Below are 17,927 nucleotides of genomic sequence, written 5' to 3'. Positions count from 1 at the left end.
CGGTGACGACAACATCAGGGATGTAGTGGCCTCGTCTGGCAGCGAGGGCACTACATCCCTGATGTTGTGCGGATCTTGGAGCGCGGCGTAGCGGCGCGCGGCGCGCTCAGCCGATCAGCGGGCGGAAGGTGCCGAGCAGGATGCTGACGGTCAGGGCGCCGCCGGCCAGGACGACCGCCCCAGCGATGAGGAGTACGTCGGCGGGGCCGAAGCGCTGGCGGCGGGCGACGGTACGTGGTGTGTCGGCGTCGAACCCGCGCGCGTCCATCGCGACGGCCAGCCGGGTGCCCCGGCGGATCGCACCGACCAGCAGCGCGAACGCGGTGGAGGCGAACAGTCGCAGCTTCGCCACCGGGTTGCGCCCGGCATCCACGCCGCGTGCCCGCCGGGCCATGCTGATCATCTGCCACTCCTGGCCGAGCAGCGGCACCAGCCGGAACGCGGCCAGCGCCCCGATGGCGAACCGGGGCGGCGCCTTCGCGTTCTGGATCAACGAGTCGGCGAGGTCGGTGGGGTCGGTGGTGGCGAACACGATCACGCCGGGCAGGGCCACCGCGAACACCCGCAGGATGAGCCCGAGCGCGGTGAGCAGGACGCCGGTGGTCACCAGCACCGGCCCTACGTCCAGCAGGACCCGGCCGGATCTGTCGGCGGCGAACAGCACAAGGGTGACGAGGATGCCGACGGCGCTGAGCAGCAGAGGCAGGGCCCGCCGGGCAAGCACCCGGTAGCGGATGCCGAACAGCGGCAGCACGGCGAGTTCCACAGCGATGGCGATGGCCGGGGCCACCGGGTCCAGGGTGGCCAGCAGGGTGAACGAGAAGACCAGAGCGGCGGCGACCTTCGCCACCGGGTTGCGCCGGGCCAGCGGCGCGCCGGGTGCGGCGACCGGCTCGATGCTGATCATCGGATGTCACCCCGCTTGGTAGCTGTCGCTCCTGGGTCGCCCGGTCGGGCAGCGCCGCCGAGGTTGGTGCCCCACGTGGTCGCGGTCGCTCCTCGAGCGCGGTGCGGTCGGGCAGAGCCGCCGCCGAGGTTGGCGCCCCGGGTGGTCACTGTCGCTCCAGGGTGACGGTGCGGTCGGCGAGCGCGGCGACGAAGTCCGCGTCGTGGGTGACAGTGACGATGCCGTGCCCTGCGTCGCGCAGGTCGGCGAAGAGGTCGACAAGTTCCCGCCAGGTCCGCCGGTCCTGACCGAAGGTCGGCTCATCGCAGATCACCAGGCGTGGCGCGGTCGCCAGGGCCGTCGCGACGCTCAGCCGCCGCGCCTCCCCACCCGAGAGGGTGTACGGGTTGGCAGCGGCGAGCCGGGTCAGCCGCAGCCGTTCCAGCAGCTCTGTCACCGTCTCCTTGACGGCCGACTCCTGTTGACCGGTTCGGCGTGGACCCAGCGCCAGCTCGTCGAAGACGGTGCTCGTGACGAACTGGTGCTCCGGGTCCTGGAAGACCGACCCGATCCGCCGGGCCAGCGCGGGTGCCCGCCAGCGGTGCGGGGGAGTGCGGTGGTCCGGCCCGGCCAACTCGGCGGACGCGGTTACCCGGCCGGTGCCCGGCTTGAGTAGACCGCCGAGCAGCAGCGCCAGGGTCGACTTGCCGGCGCCGTTCGGTCCGCGTACGGCGAGTGCTTCGCCGGCGCGTACCCCAAGGGTGGTGGGGCCCAGCCGGGGAGGCAGGCCGAGCCGGTCGACGGTGAGCAACAGATCCCCCGGGCCGGCGGTGGCCGGCCGTGGCGCGATGGGGTGACCCGGCACCCAGACGCCTTCGGCGGCGAGGGCGGCGCCGTGCGCGGCGAAGACCTCCTCGGGTGGGCCGTCCGCGCGGACTCCGCCGCCGGGTTCCAGGACGACTACCCGGTCGACAAGTGGCAGCGCTTCGGCGACCCGGTGCTCGACCAGGATCAGCGTGGTGTCCGCGTCGAGGGCGCCGGCCACCGCCTGTCGGATCAGGTCGGCGCCGGCCGGGTCGAGGTTGGCGGTCGGTTCGTCGAGCAGCAGCAGGCCGGGGCGCAGGGCCAGGGCGCCGGCCAGGGCGAGGCGTTGCTGCTCGCCGCCGGAGAGTGCGGCCGTGTTGCGGTCCCGGGAGTACGGGAAGCCGACGCGACGCAGCGCCTCGTCGACCCGGGGCCAGATCTCGGCAGTCGGTACGCCCCGGTTCTCCAGGCCGAACGCGACGTCGTCGCCGCAGCGGGCCATGACCAACTGGGTCTGCGGGTCCTGGAAGACGATGCCGACGCGTTCCCGGCCCTTGCGTGGGTCGAGCCCGTCGATTTCGACGGTGCCCTCCTGCTCGCCGGAGTCCTCGGGCAGCAGCCCGGCCAGGGCGCTGAGCAGCGTGCTCTTGCCGGCCCCCGACGGCCCGAGGAGCAGCACCCGCTCCCCAGCCTCCACACGCAGGTCAACCCCGCGCACGGCCCAGGCGCGCCGCCCAGCATGCCGCCACCCGAACCCCCGCAACACAACCGCGCTCACCACCCACCCCCAACCAACCTGCCCGCACCGACCCGCCCAACCCTCCCCGCCGCCCTCCCGCCACCCCTTCCACCTGCCCGGTGATCATGAGGTTGACGGGGGCTTGGGAGATCCATCCGCCCGTCAACCTCATGATCAACGCGAGAAAGCGGGAGGGGAGCGGGTCAGGGCCGGAGGGCTAGACGAGGGCTCGGTTGCGGCCTGCTGGGAAGCGGTCCAGGACGCCGGTGTTGGCAAGGGCCCGGGTGAGCAGCCAGCCGCCGATGCCGGCGATCACCGTGGCGCTGACGATGGTGAGCAGCGCGTACGGGATGCGGTAGCTGACAAGTTCGGTCTCGACGTTCCAGACGAAGAAGTCGAACAGCGCGGCGCTGAGACCTGTCAACGCGCCGGCCAGCGCCGCCGTCGGCAGCCGGAACGACCGGTAGCGGAAGGCGGCGAAGGCCAACTCGGCGCCGATGCCCTGCACGATCCCCTGGGGGATCACAGTGCCGGCCCACTGGCTGCCCAGCAGCGCGGAGACGACAGCCGCCACCGTCTCGCAGTAGAGCGCCGCGCCGGGCTTGCGGATGACCAGGCCGCCGACGACGGCCGGCATCAGCCAGACGCCGTAGATCAGCGTCTGCGCCGGCGGGAAGAAGGCGAACGCGCCCTCGGTGGCACTCCAGACCAGGCCCCAGGCCCAGAAGATGACGCCGAAGGCGACAGCGATCACCGAGGCGACCACGATGTCGATGGTGCGCCAACGGTTTGTGGTGTTGTCCATGGTTGCTCCCAGTTCAGTGGTACGAACCAGGAGAAGACGCACGCCGCGCGTCCGGTGGCACCGGACGGCGGCGCGGCTGGAGGTCGACCGAACTCCCTGCGCTGGCATTACCCAGATCAGGTTCGAGGGTCTGCGGGCATGCCCGCACTCTCAGCGCTGTGCGCTCCCCTGTCGGATGTGAAGTTGTCTCGCTGACGCTAGCACCGACCAGGGGTTACGGCCCAGCAGGGAGTTCCGGCGCCGGCCGGCCCGCCGCCGGCTGGGTAGGCTCACGATCATGCAGGTCGACGCGCGAGGTCTCACTTTCGAGGTACGCACCGGTGGCCCACCGGACGGCGCGCCCGTCCTGCTGCTGCACGGCTTCCCGCAGCACAGCGGCGAGTGGGACGAGGTCGCCCCGGTGCTGCACACCGCCGGGCTGCGCACGTACGCGCTGGACCAGCGCGGCTACTCGCCTGGCGCGCGACCGGAGGCGGTGGCCGACTACCGGATCCCCGAACTGGTCGCCGACGCGGTGGCGGTGCTCGACGCGCTCGGGCTGGACGCCGTGCACCTGGTCGGGCACGACTGGGGCGCGGTCGTGGCCTGGGCGCTGGCGGCCGAGCACCCCGAGCGGGTCCGTACGCTCACCGCCGTGTCAGTGCCGCATCCGGCGGCCATGGCGCACGCCCTCGGCAACGACACCGAGCAGAAGGCCCGCTCGTCGTACATCGCGCTGTTCCGCCAGCCCGGCAAGGCCGAGAAGGTGCTGTTGGCGTTCAACGCGACGGCGCTGCGCAAGATGCTCGGCGGGGTCGGTGACGCGCCCCGGGTGGACCGCTACGCCGACCCGATGCGCGAGCCGGGTGCCCTGACCGCCGCGCTGAACTGGTACCGGGCCATGTCCCGGGCCGACCTGGCCGCCGTCGGCCCGGTCGCGGTGCCCACCACCTACGTGTGGAGTGACCGGGACATCGCCATCGGCCGGACCGCCGCCGAGGCGTGCGCCGCCAACGTCACGGGTGACTACCGATTCGTACCGCTGCCCGGGGTGACCCACTGGATCCCGGACGCCGCACCCGGCCCTCTCGCCGAGGCGATCCTGGCCCGGGTCGCGGGGACGGCCTGAGCGCCGTGCCGATCGAGGGAACGCCGTGACGACGTACCCCGGCGGGCCGGGCACCCGCCGTTCGGTCGCCGCGCAGCTGCGCCTGCTGGGCGTACGTCCCGGCTCGACAGTGCTTGTGCACGCGGGCCTGCGCCCGTTGGGTTTCGTCTGCGGTGGACCGCACGCGGTGGTGCTCGCCCTGCGCGACGCGCTCGGCCCGGACGGCACGATGGTGGTGCCGACCCACACGCCCGACAACAGCGACCCCGCGCAGTGGCGCAACCCGCCGGTTCCGGTGGACTGGTGGCCGCTGATCCGGGCCGAGATGCCGGGGTTCGACCCGGCGGTCACCCCCAGCCGCTACATGGGCGTGTTCGCCGAGACGGTTCGCGGCTGGCCCGGCGCGTTGCGCAGCGCGCATCCCCAGGTGTCGTTCGCGGCGCTCGGCCCGGCCGCCGAGCAGGTCGTCGCCGGGCACGGCCTGGCCGACATGCTCGGCGCACAGTCTCCGCTGGCCCGGCTCTACGACCTGGACGCCGACGTGCTGCTGCTCGGGGTGGACCACAGCGTGAACACGTCGCTGCACCTTGCCGAGTACCGCCTTCCCGTGCCGGCCCGCGAGCGGCTGGGCGCGGCGGTGCGGATACCTGACGGTGGCCGCGAGTGGGTGTGGTGGCAGGACGTCAGGCTCGACGCGAGCGACTTCGGCACGCTGGGCCAGGCCCTGGAGGCCACCGGCGTGGCCCGCGTGGGCCCGGTGGGCGCCGGGACTGCGAAGTTGGTACGCCAGCGGGCGGCTGTCGACTTCGCGGTGCAGTGGATGGCCCGCAACCGGACGACGGAGGACACATGAGCGTGAGCGCCGACGACTTTCTGGCAGTGGTGACCGAGACGATCGGCCGGGTGGCCGCCAGCCAGCGGGAGGCGGTGGGGCGGGCCGCCGACCTGATCGCCGACGCCGTACGCGCCGACGGGGTGGTGCACGCCTTCGGAACGGGCCACTCGGAGGCCCTCGCCATGGAGATCGCCGGCCGGGCGGGTGGCCTGGTGCCGACCAACCGGATCGCGCTGCGCGACCTGGTGCTTATCGGTGGCGAGCCGGTCGAGCGGCTCGGCCCGCTGCTGGAACGCGACCCGGCGGTGGCGCACCGGCTCTACGAGCTGGCCCCGGTACGCCCCGCCGACGTCTTCGTACTCGCCTCGAACTCCGGGGTCAACGGCGCCATGGTCGAGTTCGCCACGCTTGTCAAGCAGCGGGGGCACGGGCTCGTGGCGATCACCTCCGTGCAGCACTCCGGCCGGATGACCTCCCGCCACCCGTCGGGTCGCAAGCTGGCCGACCTGGCCGACGTGGTTCTCGACAACGGCGCGCCGTACGACGATGCGACACTGCCGCTGCCCGGCGGGGGCGCTGTGGGCGCGGTCTCCTCGATCACGGCGGCGCTGCTGGCCCAGCAGGTCACCGTGGAGGTGGTTGCCCGGTTGCTGGCGGCGGGGGAGCGGCCCCCGGTCTACCTGTCGGCGAACATCCCGGACGGCGACGCGCACAACACCGAGCTTGAAGCCCGCTACGCGGGCCGGATCCGCCGCGGCTCCTAGACGCCAATGTGGGTGGCCCTCGTCGAGCTGGCCAGTGGCGTGACCTGGCGGTGGCCGGCAGATGTCGTGAACCTGTTTCGCGCTCAGTCGTGTGGGGCATTGGCGTTGCTGCCGGCGGGCAGGGCCGCCGGCAGTAGCGTTTCACCGGAGGTAGCGCGTGTCGACGGAGACCGAGAAGCAGCGTTGGCAGCGCAACTTCGCCGATCTGCTACAGGAGTTGCGGGTCGCCCAGACGGGCGTGCAGATCCTGTTCGCCTTCCTGCTGACCCTGCCATTCAGTAACGGATTCACCCGGACCAGCGAGTTCCAGCGGGACGTCTACATCGTCGCCCTGCTCGCCGCTGCCGCCGCCACCGCGATGATCATTTCGCCGGTGGCGTTCCACAGGGCGCTGTTCCGGCAGGGGCGCAAGCCGGAGCTGGTCCGCTTCGCGCACCGGATGGCCAGCGGCGGGCTCGCCTTCATGCTGATCTCCATGGTCAGCGCGGTTCTGCTGATCACCGACTTCGTGCTGGACCGGCCGATCGCCTTCATCCTCAGCGGCTTGACCGGGCTGTGGTTCCTCACGTTCTGGGCGGTCCTGCCGTTCTCCCGGCGTAGCTGGGGCGAGGACGACATCGACGACGAGGATGACGACCCGGAGACGCTCAGCGGTCGTTGAGGGCGGCGATCGGGACGCACGCAGCGCTACCCCTTGGTAACAAGCGGGGGTAGCGTGGCGGTAGTCGCGCACGTCGACGCAGCCGCACCGAGGTTCGAGGGGGCAGCCGTGACCACGACGCAGAACGGCCGACCGGCACCGGACGGTCCCGACTCCAACGCCGCAGTTGACGCGAGCACCGCTGGTGCGGCCGCGCCGCTGCCGACGGAGGCCGGGCAGGTCTCCGAGAAGGAAGCCCGGCAGGTCGCCGAGGCGGCCCGGGAGTCCACCTGGGACCGGCCCAGTTTCGGCAAGGAGTTGTTCCTGGGGCGTTTCCGCCTCGACCTCATCGACCCGTGGCCGCGCTCCGATCCGGACGACGAGGCCCGCGCCGAGGACTTCCTCGGCCGGTTCCGCGACTTCCTCGCCTCCGACGTGGACGGAGCGGCCATCGAGCGGGAGGCATCCATCCCGGACTCGGTGTTCCACGGCCTTGCCGACCTCGGCGCGTTCGGCATGAAGATCGACCGGAAGTACGGCGGCCTGGGCCTGAGCAACCTGCACTACTGCCGGGCGCTGATGCTCGCCGGTTCGGTGAGCCCCGCGATCGGCGCGCTGCTCTCCGCGCACCAGTCGATCGGGGTGCCGCAGCCGCTGAAGATGTTCGGCACGGCCGAGCAGAAGCAACGCTTCCTGCCCCGGCTCGCCGCCGGTGAGGTCTCCGCGTTCCTGCTCACCGAACCGGACGTCGGCTCCGACCCGGCCCGGCTCGCCACCACGGCCGAGCCGACGGAGGACGGCACCGGCTACCGGCTCAACGGGGTGAAGCTGTGGGCGACCAACGGCATCGTGGCCACCCTGCTTGTGGTGATGGCCCGGGTGCCGGCCAGCGAGGGTCGGCGCGGTGGGATCACCGCGTTCGTCGTGGACGGCGACAGCGCTGGCATCACAGTGGAGCGGCGCAACGAGTTCGTCGGTCTGCGCGGCCTGGAGAACAGCCTGACCCGGTTCCACGACGTGTTCGTGCCGGCCGAGAACGTCATCGGCGGCGAGGGCAAGGGCCTCAAGATCGCCCTGACCACGTTGAACACCGGTCGGCTCTCCCTGCCGGCGATGTGCGTGGGCGCGGGAAAGTGGGCGTTGAACGTGGCCCGGGGGTGGGCCGCCGACCGCGTCCAGTGGGGTCGGCCGGTGGGGGAGCACGAGGCCGTCGCCCAGAAGCTCTCCTTCATCGCGGCCACCACGTACGGCATGGAGACCATGCTCGACCTGTGCTGCCTGCTCGCCGACGACGACCGCAACGACATCCGGATCGAGGCGGCGCTCGTCAAGCTGTACGCCAGCGAGATGGCCTGGAAGATCGCCGACGAGCTGATCCAGATCCGGGGCGGGCGTGGCTACGAGACGGCCGACTCGCTTGCAGCCCGTGGCGAGCGCGCGGCAGCCGTCGAGCAGATGATGCGTGACCTGCGGATCAACCGGATCTTCGAGGGCTCGACCGAGATCATGCACCTGCTGATCGCCAGGGAGGCGGTCGACGCCCACCTGTCGGTGGCCGGCGACATCATCGACCCGGATGCGGGGCTCGGCCGCAAGGCCCGCGCCGGCGCCCGGGCGAGCGCCTTCTACGCGCGGTGGCTGCCCACCCTTGCGGTCGGCCGGGGGCAGAGCCCATCGGCGTACGCCGAGTTCGGGCCACTTGCCGCACACCTGCGCCAGGTGGAGCGTTCGTCGCGCAAGCTGGCCCGGTCGACGTTCTACGCGATGTCCCGCTGGCAGGGAAAGATGGAACGCAAGCAGGCGTTCCTCGGCCGCATCGTCGACATCGGCGCGGAGCTGTTCGCGATGTCGGCGGTCTGCGTCCGGGCGACGGCCGAGCGCGGCAGCCGACCAGAGAACGTCGAGTTGGCAGACCTGTTCTGCCGGCAGGCCCGGGTCCGGGTGGACGCGCTGTTCGCCGCCCTGTGGGACAACACCGACGCGGTCGACACCACCGCCGCGAAACGGATCCTCGCCGGCCGCTACGCCAGCCTGGAGGAGGGGGTCATCACGCCGTCCGACGAGTTGCCCTGGGTGGCCCGCTGGACGCCCGGCCCGTCCACGTCCGAGGACGTCCGCCGCCGCATCCCGCCGAAGCCCTGACCCGCGCCGGCCCAGGCTCAGCGGGCTCGGCCGCGTAGGCCGAGTTGGCGCAGCTCCAGCGCGGCCAGGGCGTCCACTGTGTCGTCGTCACCACGCCGCCACGCCTCGGCAACGTCCGGCGCGATCGCTGTGAGCCGGCCCAGCGGCTGGGTGGCCAGCGCGCGCAGGGCGAGCAGGTCCCTGCCGGCCGGTCCGGCGGCCAGTTTCGCGGCCGACCCGGCGCGGCGCATCCACCGCAGCCGCAGCGGCAGCCAACCGAACAGCACGATGCCGAGCGGGAAGATGAGCACCGCGACGGCGAGCGCCAAGGCGAGCTGGTCGACCAGGTGCTGCTGGTCACGGCCGGCGTCGGCGAGCCCCCGGGCCGCGTCGGCGGCGCGCTGGAAGGGGGCTGTCAGCTCGTCGCCGACAAGCGGAACCCGCCGAACCTTGCCTCCGGCGTCGGCGAGGTTGTCGGCGAGGCCACCGCCTGCGCCCTCCAGCTTCTGCCCGGGTACGGCAAGCTTCTGCACCAGGTCGTGCAGCCAGAGCGCGCCGCGGATCGCGACGTACACCCAGGCGACGACGAGGAGGTCGGTGAGCAACTGGCGGGCGGCGGTCGGAAAGCGATCGGCGTAGATCTTCACGCCGGACAGCGTGCCACGAACGCCCCGATCCGTGCAGTGGTGGAGGTCAGCCCAGCAAGATCATGCGCGGCGGTCAGCGCACGCAGGTCGGGCAGGTGCCGAAGATCTCCAGTGTGTGGCTGACCTCTGCGTAGCCGTGCTCTGCGGCGACCCGGTCGGCCCAGCTCTCCACAGCGGGCCCGGCCACCTCGACGGTACGCCCGCACACCCGGCAGACCAGGTGGTGGTGATGCCCCTCGCTGCACCGACGGTAGAGGTGCTCGCCGCCCGGCGGGCGCATCACGTCGATCTCGCCCGCGTCGGCCAGCCCCTGCAACGTCCGGTAGACGGTGGTCAGGCCGACCCGCTCACCGCGCTGCCGGAGCATGGCGTGCAGGTCCTGCGCGCTGTGGAAGCCCTCCATCTCGCCCAGCAGGGCGCTCACCGCCGAGCGCTGCCGGGTGTTGCGCACCGCGGCGCCGCTCTCGTTCATGATCCCTCCCCGGCGTGGCTCACCGCGTCCGCCACAATGTGCGCCACGTGCTCGTCGACCAGGCTGTAGGCGATTTCCCTGCCCCGGCGGGACCCCCGCACCACTCCCGCGCCGCGCAGCACCCGCAGGTGCTGGGAGACCAGCGGTTGCGCGGCGCCGAGCTTCTCCACCAGCTCGTGCACACACCGCTCGCCGTCGGCGAGCTCGCTGACGATGGCCAGCCGGATGGGTGCGGAGAGGGCGCGGAGCAGTTCGCTCGCCCCGTCGAAGCCCTCGTAACCCGTAGCGGTGGTCATCCTGCAACGGTAACCAATTCAGCGGAGCACCACCTCGTGCGGCTCTGCCGGCGCCACGGGGGCCGGTGTGGCCCGGCGACGCAGCGCCCGCCAGATTGCCGCGCCCACGGCCACCACGAGGAAGGAGGCGATCGCCACGAGCACCACCGAGGCGCCCGGCGCGGTGTCCGCGGTCGCCGCCACCCAGACACCGGTGCCGGCGGCGAAGAGACCGAGCGCCATCGCGGCGGTCATCGTGCTGCGGAAGCCCCGGGTGACCTGCTGTGCGGTGGCCACCGGGACCACCATCAGCGCGCTGATCAGCAGCACTCCGACGGCCCGCATCGCGATGGTCACGGTGATCGCCGTGGTGACCGCGATCAGCAGATTGAGGGTACGCACCGGCAGGCCGGAGACCCGGGCGTACTCCTCGTCGTGGCTCACCGCGAAGAGCGCCGGCCGCAGCGCGATCATGGCGACGAGGATCGCCCCGCCGAGGACCACGATGGTGGTCAGGTCGGTGGCCGAGATGGTGGTCAGCGAGCCGAACAGGTAGGCGTTGAGATTCGCGCTCGTCGCATCGGACAGCCCGACCAGCAGCACACCGCCGGCGATGCCGCCGTAGAACAACAGGGCCAGGGCCAGGTCGCCGGACGTACGCCCACGGGCGCGGACCAGCTCGATGGCGACCGCACCGGCGGTGGCCACGATCACCGCCACCAGCACCGGCGAACGGTTGAGCAGCAGGCCCGCGCCGACACCCGTCAATGCCACGTGCCCGATGCCGTCGCCGATGAGCGTCAACCGGCGCTGCACCAGATAGATGCCGAGCGCCGGCGCGGCCAAGCCGATCACCAGCGCGGCGATCAGGGCGCGCTGCATGTAGGGGTACTGGAAAAGTTCCATGCTCAGCTGCTCCACAGCCCGGCGGGCTCGTCGGGACCGTGCGGGTGCACGTGGTCGTGGTCGGGCTCCGCGTGGTGGCCGGCCGGGTCCGGCACCGGGCCGTCGTGACAGATACCACCCTCGTGTACGACGACAGCCCGGCTGATCACCGGCCGCAGGGGGCCCAACTCGTGGGCCACCAGCAACACCGTCCCGCCGTCGCCGACGAAGTCGCGCAGCGCGCCGGCGAACGCCTCCTGGCTTGCCGCGTCCACCCCGGCGGTGGGCTCGTCGAGGATCAGCAGCTCGGGTCGGCCGGCCAGCGCACGGGCGATAAGCGTGCGCTGCTGCTGGCCGCCGGAGAGGGTGGCCACCGGGTCGGCGGCCCGGTCGGCGAGCCCGACAGCGCGCAGCGCGGCGTCGACGGCGGCCCGATCGGCAGCGCCCGGCGGGCGGAGCAACCCTCGACGGGCCAGCCGGCCGGAGCCCACCACCTCACGGACCGTCGCCGGTACGCCGCCGCCCGCGCCGAGGCGCTGCGGGACGTACCCGATGCGCTGCCACTGCCGGAACCGGCGCAGCGGCTGGTCGAAGAGGGTGATCGAGCCGGTGCTCAGCGGCACCAGCCCGAGCACGGCGCGGATCAGCGTGGACTTGCCGGAGCCGTTGGCGCCGAGCACCGCGACCACCTCACCGGCGGTCACGCTTAGCGAGACATCCCGCAGCACCGGGCGGCCGTCGTAGCCAACCGCCGCGTGCTCGACGTTGATCACGGGCGCGCTCACGAGCAGCTCAACGCCGTCCGCAGGGTCTCCAGGTTGGTACGCATCACCGAAAGGTAGTCGGCGTCACTGCCGGCAGCGAGTCCTTCGAGCGGGTCGAGCACCGCGGTCTTGGCGCCGACCTGACCGGCGATGGTCTCGGCCACCTTCGGGCTGACAAGCGTCTCGAAGAAGATCGTGGTGGCCTGGTGCTCCTTGGCCTCCTCGATGACCTGCGCGAGCCGCTGCGGCGAGGGCTCGACGTCCGGGCTCAGCCCGGTGATGCCGATCTGTTCGAGCTGGTAGCGGTCGGCCAGGTAGCCGAACGCGGTGTGGCTGGTGACGATCTCCCGCCGCTGGCAGGTCCGCAGGCCCTCGGTGAACTCGCCGTCCAGCTTCGTCAGGTCGGCGCGCAGCGCGGCGGCGCGGGTGGTGTAGTCGGCGGCGTGTGCCGGGTCGGCCTCGCCGAGGCGCTTGGCGAGCTGGTCGCCGATGCCGGCCAGCCGGGTCGGGTCGAGCCAGACGTGCGGGTCCTTGCCGCCGCCGTGCTCCTGCTCGTCCCCGTCTTCGCCCTCGTGCTCGTGGTCGTGGCCGCCGGCGCTCACGTCGCGCAGCGGCTGCACGCTCGCCACGTCGAACACCCGGTCGCCGCCGCTCTGCGCGATCGCCTCGTCGACCGCCGGCTGGAAACCCTTGAGGTAGACGATCAACTCAGCGTCGCTTACCTGACCGACCTGCTTCGGGCTGAGCTCCAGGTCGTGCGGCTCGGCACCGGGCCGGGCCAGGTTGGTCACCCGGACCGCGTCACCGCCGATCCGTTCGGCCAGGAACTGGAGGGGATAGAACGCGGCCACCACGTCGACCCGTTGCGGATCGGCGCCGGCCGGACCGCCGTTGGAGCAGCCAGCCCCCGCGCCCAGGGCGAGCAGGGTGGTCGCGGCGGCCAGGACACGGGATGTGGTGCGGTTGCTCATGCCCCAACTGTCCGTGGCAACGACAATGATTGTCAAAAACGCATAGCTGCATGTCAGAGCAGCTTCGCGAAGCCCACCGTCACCAGCAGGGTCAGCATCAACAGTCGGATCAGCCGGGTCTGCGGCGCCTGAACCGCCCAGGTGGTCACCAAAAGGGCGATCAGGGCAGCGGCGAGCGCCAGCGTCAACAGCCCACCGACCACCCCCGGCGTGAAGAACGCGACAAGCACCACCACCAGGGTGAGCAGAAACACCGATGTCGGGTTGGCCCCGGCCAACCGGGCCAGCAGAGGGCGCTGCGTACGCTGCATCCCACAGACTCTACGAGGAGGCGCCCGGTGCTGGTGACCAACCGGTTCGTGGTCGACGTCGATGTCGCCGACGGCTTCACCGAACGGGCGCACGCGGCCCTCACCGCGCTGGCCGCCCGCCCCGGCTACCTGCGAGGTCAACTCCTGCGGGCGCTTGACGACCCCCGGCACTGGACACTGCTCACCGAGTGGGAGTCGGTAGGCACCTACCGGCGTGCCCTGGGCGCCTTCGAGGTCAAGGTCAGCGCCGTGCCGTTGCTCGCCGAATCGATCGACGAACCATCCGCGTACGAGGCGCTTGCCAACGCCGCGCCCGGCGGAGCGGTGGTGGTCGCCGAGAGTGATCGGGCTGCTGGTCCTTACCGCTGAGCCGTCGGGCACTACCCTGCTCCTATGACCGCACCCGCCCCGCCGCCCGGTCCCGGTGTGGCTCCGCCGTTCGCCGCGCCGCCCACCGAGGGTCGCCGGACCCGGCTCTGGATCGGCCTCGGCGTCGGCGCTCTCGCCATCCTGCTCTGCTGCGGCGGGGGAGGCGCGGCCGTGATCGGCCTGGCCGTCAGCGGAGTGCAGGCGATCCGGGAGCAGGGGCGCACGGTCACCGGCGACTACTACCAGGCTCTCGTCGATCGGAACTACGGGCGGGCGTACGACCAGCTCTGCGACGACGCGCAGCGGCGCGAGTCACGCCCCGAGTTCGAGCGCCGGGCCGCCGCCGAGCCGCAGGTGACCGCCTACCGGGTGGGCGAGGTCGACACGACAAACCTGACAGTGCCCGTCGACGTGACGCTCTCCGGCGGCGACCGGGAACGGCAGCAGGTCACACTGGGTCAGGACAGTCAGACCGGTGGCATGGAGGTCTGCGGGGTGAGCTGACCCGCCCCCGGTATTCTGCTGTCGCTCGGGGTGACGGTGGTCGTACCGTTGTCCCGAACCGCCCGATCCATCCACATCTCGCCCCCGCCGACCGCCAGCCGGCGTAGGAGGAAACATGCCAGCAGACCGTATCGACGCCGTCGTCAGCCTCGCCAAGCGCCGAGGCTTCGTCTTCCCCTCCAGCGAGATCTACGGAGGCACCCGATCGGCGTGGGACTACGGTCCGCTCGGCGTGGAGCTCAAGGAGAACGTCCGCCGGCAGTGGTGGAAGACGATGGTCCAGCAGCGCGACGACGTGGTCGGCCTCGACTCCGCGGTGATCCTGGCCCGCAAGGTGTGGGAGGCGTCCGGCCACATCGCCGAGTTCGTCGACCCGCTCACCGAGTGCCAGTTCTGCCACAAGCGGTTCCGGGCGGACCACATCGAGGAGGCGTACGAGGCCAAGCACGGCCACGCGCCCACCTCGCTCGCCGAGGTCAACTGCCCCAACTGCGGCAACAAGGGCACCTTCACCGAGCCGAAGATGTTCAACGGCCTGATGAAGACGTACCTGGGCCCGGTGGAGAGCGACGAAGGCATGCACTACCTGCGCCCGGAGACCGCGCAGGGCATCTTCGTCAACTACAAGAACGTCGAGACGGTCGCCCGCAAGAAGCCGCCGTTCGGTATCGCCCAGACCGGCAAGTCGTTCCGCAACGAGATCACCCCGGGCAACTTCATCTTCCGTACGCGCGAGTTCGAGCAGATGGAGATGGAGTTCTTCGTCGAGCCGGGCACCGACGAGCAGTGGCACGAGTACTGGCTCCAGGAGCGCTGGAACTGGTACCTCGACCTGGGCCTCTCGGCGGACAACCTGCGCCTCTACGAGCACCCCAAGGAGAAGCTCTCCCACTACTCGAAGCGGACCGTCGACATCGAGTACCGCTTCCAGTTCGGCGGCACCGAGTTCGCCGAGTTGGAGGGCGTCGCCAACCGCACCGACTTCGACCTCTCCACGCACAGCAAGCACTCCGGCGTCGACCTGTCGTACTTCGACCAGACCAAGAGTGAGCGCTGGATGCCGTACGTCATCGAGCCGGCCGCCGGTCTGACGCGCGCGGTGCTCGCCTTCCTGCTCGAGGCGTACGACGAGGACGAGGCGCCGAACACCAAGGGCGGCGTGGACAAGCGGACCGTGATGCGGTTCGACCCGCGGCTGGCCCCGGTCAAGGTGGCGGTGCTGCCGCTGTCCCGCAACGAGGCGCTGTCGCCCAAGGCCAAGGACCTCGCGGCGCTGCTGCGCAAGCGGTGGGTCGTGGAGTTCGACGACTCGCAGGCCATCGGCCGCCGCTACCGCCGCCAGGACGAGATCGGCACCCCGTTCTGCGTCACCGTCGACTTCGACACGCTCGACGACAACGCCGTGACGGTCCGCAACCGGGACACCATGACCCAGGAGCGCGTCTCCCTGGACCAGGTGGAGCGCTACCTGATCGAGCGCCTCCCCGGCTGCTGAGGTTGTAAGGAAGGGCCCCTTCTTAACGCCTCAGGTATAGGAGGGGCCCCTTCTTAACACCGCTGCTGCGCGAAGTGGCGTGGGCGCCCGGACTCGATCAGGCCCTCGCATCCTCCGGGCTGGCTGGATCGACACGGACCCGGAGCGTGACGCCGACCCCCTGCCGGGACTCGTACGCGTCCTCGACAGTCCGGCGGATGCGGTCCGGGTGGTGCCGGAGCTGTGCTGGCGTGACGTGCAGGACCAGGACGCCGTGTCGACTCAGCTCGTTGTGCCGCTCCAGCGTCCGAGCCCAGTCGGCCGGGCTGAAGTGGTACTCCTGCGAATCGACCTCCAGCGCCACCGCCGAGTCGGTCAGGTAGCCGTCCGGCGTCGGCAGCGCCGCCCCGTCGAGCGTACGGAGGCGGGGATTCCACCGAATGTGCGGCAGAATCGGGCTGCCCGCGAGGCACTCGCGCAGCTCCGCCTCGGGAGCCGACCGGGTGCCGGCCAGGACCTCCGCGTACGCCATCCTGATCAGCGCGGTGCGACTGCGCCGCGCCCGGCGGATCTCCTCGTCGAGCCTGGCGAGGTCGGTGAAACCGCGCTGGACGGACTCGGCGAGGATGGCCCGCACCGGGCGAAGCTGCCGAAGGTCGCGCGCCGCGTCCACCACCGCCCGCGCCGGCGAGCAGACGGGGTAGGGCGCGCTCGACCGCGGCCGGGCGTCCAGTGTCAGGGCCCGCCGCACAAGGGCGTAGCCCGCCGACCGGCGCCGAGCGTGGTGCGGCACCACCAGGTGTACGTCGGTGTTACGCGGAATGTGTCGGAACCCGTACCAGGCGAGCGCGGCCAAGCTGGTGAGCTGCGCCTGCGGCCCGGCGTAGAGCGCTGCGGAGATCCGCCGTTGTTCATCGGTCAGTACGCCCGTGAACAGGGCGTACGTCGCTGGCAGGACGCGTTGCCACTGGCCGCGCCGGGCCTGGCGGTACAGGTACATGTCGTCGTAGCCGGCGGCGAGCAACTGAGCCCGGGTGGCGATCTGCTGTTGACGCTCGGCCGTTGCCGCCAGCTCGGGTGGATGTTCACGCATGACCGCAGCCTGGCCGCCGGAACCAGGCTGTGTCCCGCCCGGTCGTACAACCTGTGGATACTCCTGCCGGCTGTGGACAACTCGGTCGATCATCGCGCGGTGTGATATGCGTCGTGTTAGGAAGGGGCCCTTCCTATGCACTAGGCGTTAAGCAGGGGCCCTTCCTTACACTTGGGCGGTGACTGCCTTGACCGCGCCTGCTTTGGGCCCGCTGACGCTCGGGCGCTACCAGGTGTGGCCGCCGGTGGTGCTCGCGCCGATGGCCGGGATCACCAACGTCGGTTTCCGCCGGCTCTGCCGGGAGCAGGGCGGCGGCATCTACGTCTGCGAAATGATCACGACGCGGGCGCTTGTCGAGCGCAACCCGAAGACGCTGCGCATGATCGCGTTCGGCGACGACGAGCAGCCGCGCAGCCTCCAGCTCTACGGCACCGACCCGGAGGTCACCGCCGCCGCCGTACGGATCGTCGTCGAGCGCAACCTGGCCGACCACATCGACCTGAACTTCGGCTGCCCGGTCCCCAAGGTCACGCGGCGCGGCGGCGGTGCGGCCCTGCCGTGGCGGCGTCGGCTCTTCGCCCGGCTGGTGCGGGCCGCGGTGGACGCCGCGTCACCGGCCGGCGTGCCCGTCACGGTGAAGATGCGCAAGGGCATCGACGACGACCACCTGACGTACGTCGAAGCGGGGCTCGCCGCCCAGGACGCCGGGGTGGCCGCGGTCGCCCTGCACGGGCGGACGGCCGCGCAGCGCTACTCGGGCACCGCCGACTGGGACGCGATCGCCACGTTGAAGCAGGCCCTCGACGTGCCGGTGCTCGGCAACGGCGACATCTGGGAGGCCGACGACGCGCTGCGGATGGTCGCGCACACCGGCGTCGACGGCGTGGTGATCGGGCGCGGCTGCCTCGGCCGGCCGTGGCTGTTCGCCGACCTGCAGGCCGCCTTCAACGGTCGCCCCGAGCGGCGGCTGCCCAGCCTCGGCGAGGTGGCGGTGACCATGCGCCGGCACGCGGAGCTGCTTGTCGACCAGTTCGTGGCAGGCGCCCGCAACCCGGCCCGGGGTGAGCGCGACGGCTGCACCGACTTCCGCAAGCACGTCGCCTGGTACCTCAAGGGCTTCCCCGTCGGCGGCGAACTGCGCCGGTCCCTGGCGATGATCGAAAGCCTGGCCCAGCTCGACGACCTGCTGGGCAAGCTCGACCCGGCCGAGCCGTTCCCGCTTACCGCCCTCGGCCAGCCGCGTGGCCGGACGAACTCCCCGGGCAAGGTCTTCCTGCCGGACGGCTGGCTGGCCAGCCGGGACGACGACACCGTGCCCGAGGGTGCCGAGATGGACGACTCCGGCGGCTGAACCACACCGACTCGGCGCTGAGGTGGCGGACGCTGTGCTGCGGTGCCCCGCCGGGCTTGAGGGCTCCCGTCGCGGGCTGACCAAGCTGCGTCGGACCTGAACCCGCAGGTCGGGCCGTGGTCGGGCCTGC

20 protein-coding genes and 1 riboswitch are annotated in these 17,927 nt (G+C 71.7%); of the genes, 9 read left to right on the top strand and 11 right to left on the bottom strand.

Annotated elements, in window-relative coordinates:
* Nucleotides 1-106 precede the first annotated feature (106 nt).
* The 3 genes from ACPXB1_RS22230 to ACPXB1_RS22220 all read right to left on the bottom strand — a co-directional run bounded on the left by ACPXB1_RS22230 (nt 107) and on the right by ACPXB1_RS22220 (nt 3,234).
* A complete protein-coding gene (locus ACPXB1_RS22230) occupies nt 107-907 on the bottom strand; it encodes an energy-coupling factor transporter transmembrane component T family protein (RefSeq protein ID WP_355632308.1) in 801 nt (266 codons plus the stop codon).
* A gap of 145 nt (nt 908-1,052) precedes the next feature.
* Nucleotides 1,053-2,468, bottom strand: a complete 1,416-nt coding sequence (locus ACPXB1_RS22225; RefSeq protein WP_355596039.1) for an ABC transporter ATP-binding protein — start codon at nt 2,466-2,468, stop codon at nt 1,053-1,055.
* A gap of 178 nt (nt 2,469-2,646) precedes the next feature.
* Nucleotides 2,647-3,234 carry an ECF transporter S component gene (locus ACPXB1_RS22220; RefSeq protein ID WP_355596041.1) on the bottom strand — a complete coding sequence of 196 codons (588 nt, stop codon included), beginning with the start codon at nt 3,232-3,234 and terminating at the stop codon, nt 2,647-2,649.
* 75 nt (nt 3,235-3,309) lie between these two features.
* Nucleotides 3,310-3,414: riboswitch (TPP riboswitch) on the bottom strand.
* A 97-nt stretch (nt 3,415-3,511) separates the two neighbouring features.
* On the opposite strand from ACPXB1_RS22220, the gene ACPXB1_RS22215 reads away from it, so the two are divergent.
* The 5 genes from ACPXB1_RS22215 (at nt 3,512) to ACPXB1_RS22195 (ending at nt 8,702) form a co-directional block, all read left to right on the top strand.
* A complete protein-coding gene (locus ACPXB1_RS22215) occupies nt 3,512-4,342 on the top strand; it encodes an alpha/beta fold hydrolase (protein WP_355632310.1) in 831 nt (276 codons plus the stop codon).
* Between the two features lie 25 nt (nt 4,343-4,367).
* Nucleotides 4,368-5,174, top strand: coding sequence for an aminoglycoside N(3)-acetyltransferase (locus ACPXB1_RS22210; RefSeq protein ID WP_355632313.1), 807 nt, complete (start codon nt 4,368-4,370; stop codon nt 5,172-5,174).
* A complete protein-coding gene (locus ACPXB1_RS22205) occupies nt 5,171-5,920 on the top strand; it encodes a sugar isomerase domain-containing protein (protein WP_425735741.1) in 750 nt (249 codons plus the stop codon). The genes ACPXB1_RS22210 and ACPXB1_RS22205 overlap by 4 nt, the downstream gene beginning before the upstream one ends.
* 157 nt (nt 5,921-6,077) lie before the next feature.
* The gene (locus ACPXB1_RS22200) at nt 6,078-6,581 is read left to right on the top strand and encodes a DUF6328 family protein (protein WP_355596049.1); all 504 of its coding nucleotides are present in this window, start codon (nt 6,078-6,080) and stop codon (nt 6,579-6,581) included.
* 108 nt (nt 6,582-6,689) lie between these two features.
* On the top strand, nt 6,690-8,702 hold the full coding sequence (locus ACPXB1_RS22195; protein WP_425735740.1) for an acyl-CoA dehydrogenase family protein: 2,013 nt from the start codon (nt 6,690-6,692) through the stop codon (nt 8,700-8,702).
* Nucleotides 8,703-8,719: 17 nt separating this feature from the next.
* Here the strand turns inward: ACPXB1_RS22195 and ACPXB1_RS22190 are convergent, their stop codons facing one another.
* The 7 genes from ACPXB1_RS22190 to ACPXB1_RS22160 form a co-directional block, all read right to left on the bottom strand.
* A complete protein-coding gene (locus ACPXB1_RS22190; protein ID WP_355596051.1) occupies nt 8,720-9,328 on the bottom strand; it encodes a hypothetical protein in 609 nt (202 codons plus the stop codon).
* A 73-nt stretch (nt 9,329-9,401) separates the two neighbouring features.
* Entirely contained in the window at nt 9,402-9,800 is a 399-nt protein-coding gene (locus ACPXB1_RS22185; protein ID WP_355596052.1) for a Fur family transcriptional regulator, read from the bottom strand.
* Nucleotides 9,797-10,096: an ArsR/SmtB family transcription factor gene (locus tag ACPXB1_RS22180; RefSeq protein WP_355596053.1), complete on the bottom strand. Its 300-nt coding sequence runs from the start codon at nt 10,094-10,096 to the stop codon at nt 9,797-9,799. Before ACPXB1_RS22180 ends, ACPXB1_RS22185 begins: the two co-directional genes overlap by 4 nt.
* 18 nt (nt 10,097-10,114) lie before the next feature.
* Nucleotides 10,115-10,981: a metal ABC transporter permease gene (locus ACPXB1_RS22175; RefSeq protein ID WP_355596054.1), complete on the bottom strand. Its 867-nt coding sequence runs from the start codon at nt 10,979-10,981 to the stop codon at nt 10,115-10,117.
* A 2-nt stretch (nt 10,982-10,983) separates the two neighbouring features.
* Nucleotides 10,984-11,745: a metal ABC transporter ATP-binding protein gene (locus tag ACPXB1_RS22170; RefSeq protein WP_355596055.1), complete on the bottom strand. Its 762-nt coding sequence runs from the start codon at nt 11,743-11,745 to the stop codon at nt 10,984-10,986.
* Complete coding sequence (locus ACPXB1_RS22165; protein ID WP_425735739.1) at nt 11,742-12,695, bottom strand: metal ABC transporter substrate-binding protein; 954 nt, start codon at nt 12,693-12,695, stop codon at nt 11,742-11,744. The genes ACPXB1_RS22170 and ACPXB1_RS22165 overlap by 4 nt, the downstream gene beginning before the upstream one ends.
* Before the next feature lie 53 nt (nt 12,696-12,748).
* A complete protein-coding gene (locus tag ACPXB1_RS22160; RefSeq protein ID WP_355596059.1) occupies nt 12,749-13,006 on the bottom strand; it encodes a hypothetical protein in 258 nt (85 codons plus the stop codon).
* 27 nt (nt 13,007-13,033) lie between these two features.
* Here ACPXB1_RS22160 and ACPXB1_RS22155 point away from each other — a divergent pair, with 27 nt between their 5' ends.
* The 3 genes from ACPXB1_RS22155 to ACPXB1_RS22145 all read left to right on the top strand — a co-directional run bounded on the left by ACPXB1_RS22155 (nt 13,034) and on the right by ACPXB1_RS22145 (nt 15,374).
* On the top strand, nt 13,034-13,375 hold the full coding sequence (locus ACPXB1_RS22155) for an antibiotic biosynthesis monooxygenase family protein (protein ID WP_355596061.1): 342 nt from the start codon (nt 13,034-13,036) through the stop codon (nt 13,373-13,375).
* A 24-nt stretch (nt 13,376-13,399) separates the two neighbouring features.
* On the top strand, nt 13,400-13,879 hold the full coding sequence (locus ACPXB1_RS22150; protein WP_355596063.1) for a hypothetical protein: 480 nt from the start codon (nt 13,400-13,402) through the stop codon (nt 13,877-13,879).
* 115 nt (nt 13,880-13,994) lie between these two features.
* Nucleotides 13,995-15,374 carry a glycine--tRNA ligase gene (locus ACPXB1_RS22145; protein ID WP_053658681.1) on the top strand — a complete coding sequence of 460 codons (1,380 nt, stop codon included), beginning with the start codon at nt 13,995-13,997 and terminating at the stop codon, nt 15,372-15,374.
* A 97-nt stretch (nt 15,375-15,471) separates the two neighbouring features.
* Here ACPXB1_RS22145 and ACPXB1_RS22140 read toward each other — a convergent pair whose 3' ends face one another.
* Nucleotides 15,472-16,446: a type IV toxin-antitoxin system AbiEi family antitoxin domain-containing protein gene (locus ACPXB1_RS22140; protein ID WP_425735738.1), complete on the bottom strand. Its 975-nt coding sequence runs from the start codon at nt 16,444-16,446 to the stop codon at nt 15,472-15,474.
* 187 nt (nt 16,447-16,633) lie between these two features.
* Here ACPXB1_RS22140 and dusB point away from each other — a divergent pair, with 187 nt between their 5' ends.
* Entirely contained in the window at nt 16,634-17,797 is a 1,164-nt protein-coding gene (gene dusB, locus ACPXB1_RS22135) for a tRNA dihydrouridine synthase DusB (RefSeq protein WP_355632319.1), read from the top strand.
* Nucleotides 17,798-17,927: the final 130 nt, after the last annotated feature.

The sequence above is a fragment of the Micromonospora sp. DT68 genome, from assembly GCF_049847245.1.
Taxonomy (GTDB): Bacteria; Actinomycetota; Actinomycetes; order Mycobacteriales; family Micromonosporaceae; genus Micromonospora; species Micromonospora profundi.
Note: the sequence above shows the minus strand (reverse complement) of the source record. Positions and strands in the feature narration are given on the sequence as shown.

Bases quoted from the DNA above. Each gene is read 5' to 3' on its own strand.
- ACPXB1_RS22230 (WP_355632308.1), bottom strand. From the start codon at position 907: ATGATCAGCATCGAGCCGGTCGCCGCACCCGGCGCGCCGCTGGCCCGG.
- ACPXB1_RS22220 (WP_355596041.1), bottom strand. From the start codon at position 3,234: ATGGACAACACCACAAACCGTTGGCGCACCATCGACATCGTGGTCGCC.
- ACPXB1_RS22215 (WP_355632310.1), top strand. From the start codon at position 3,512: ATGCAGGTCGACGCGCGAGGTCTCACTTTCGAGGTACGCACCGGTGGC.
- ACPXB1_RS22205 (WP_425735741.1), top strand. From the start codon at position 5,171: ATGAGCGTGAGCGCCGACGACTTTCTGGCAGTGGTGACCGAGACGATC.
- ACPXB1_RS22185 (WP_355596052.1), bottom strand. From the start codon at position 9,800: ATGAACGAGAGCGGCGCCGCGGTGCGCAACACCCGGCAGCGCTCGGCG.
- ACPXB1_RS22180 (WP_355596053.1), bottom strand. From the start codon at position 10,096: ATGACCACCGCTACGGGTTACGAGGGCTTCGACGGGGCGAGCGAACTG.
- ACPXB1_RS22175 (WP_355596054.1), bottom strand. From the start codon at position 10,981: ATGGAACTTTTCCAGTACCCCTACATGCAGCGCGCCCTGATCGCCGCG.
- ACPXB1_RS22165 (WP_425735739.1), bottom strand. From the start codon at position 12,695: ATGAGCAACCGCACCACATCCCGTGTCCTGGCCGCCGCGACCACCCTG.
- ACPXB1_RS22160 (WP_355596059.1), bottom strand. From the start codon at position 13,006: ATGCAGCGTACGCAGCGCCCTCTGCTGGCCCGGTTGGCCGGGGCCAAC.
- ACPXB1_RS22150 (WP_355596063.1), top strand. From the start codon at position 13,400: ATGACCGCACCCGCCCCGCCGCCCGGTCCCGGTGTGGCTCCGCCGTTC.
- ACPXB1_RS22145 (WP_053658681.1), top strand. From the start codon at position 13,995: ATGCCAGCAGACCGTATCGACGCCGTCGTCAGCCTCGCCAAGCGCCGA.
- ACPXB1_RS22140 (WP_425735738.1), bottom strand. From the start codon at position 16,446: ATGCGTGAACATCCACCCGAGCTGGCGGCAACGGCCGAGCGTCAACAG.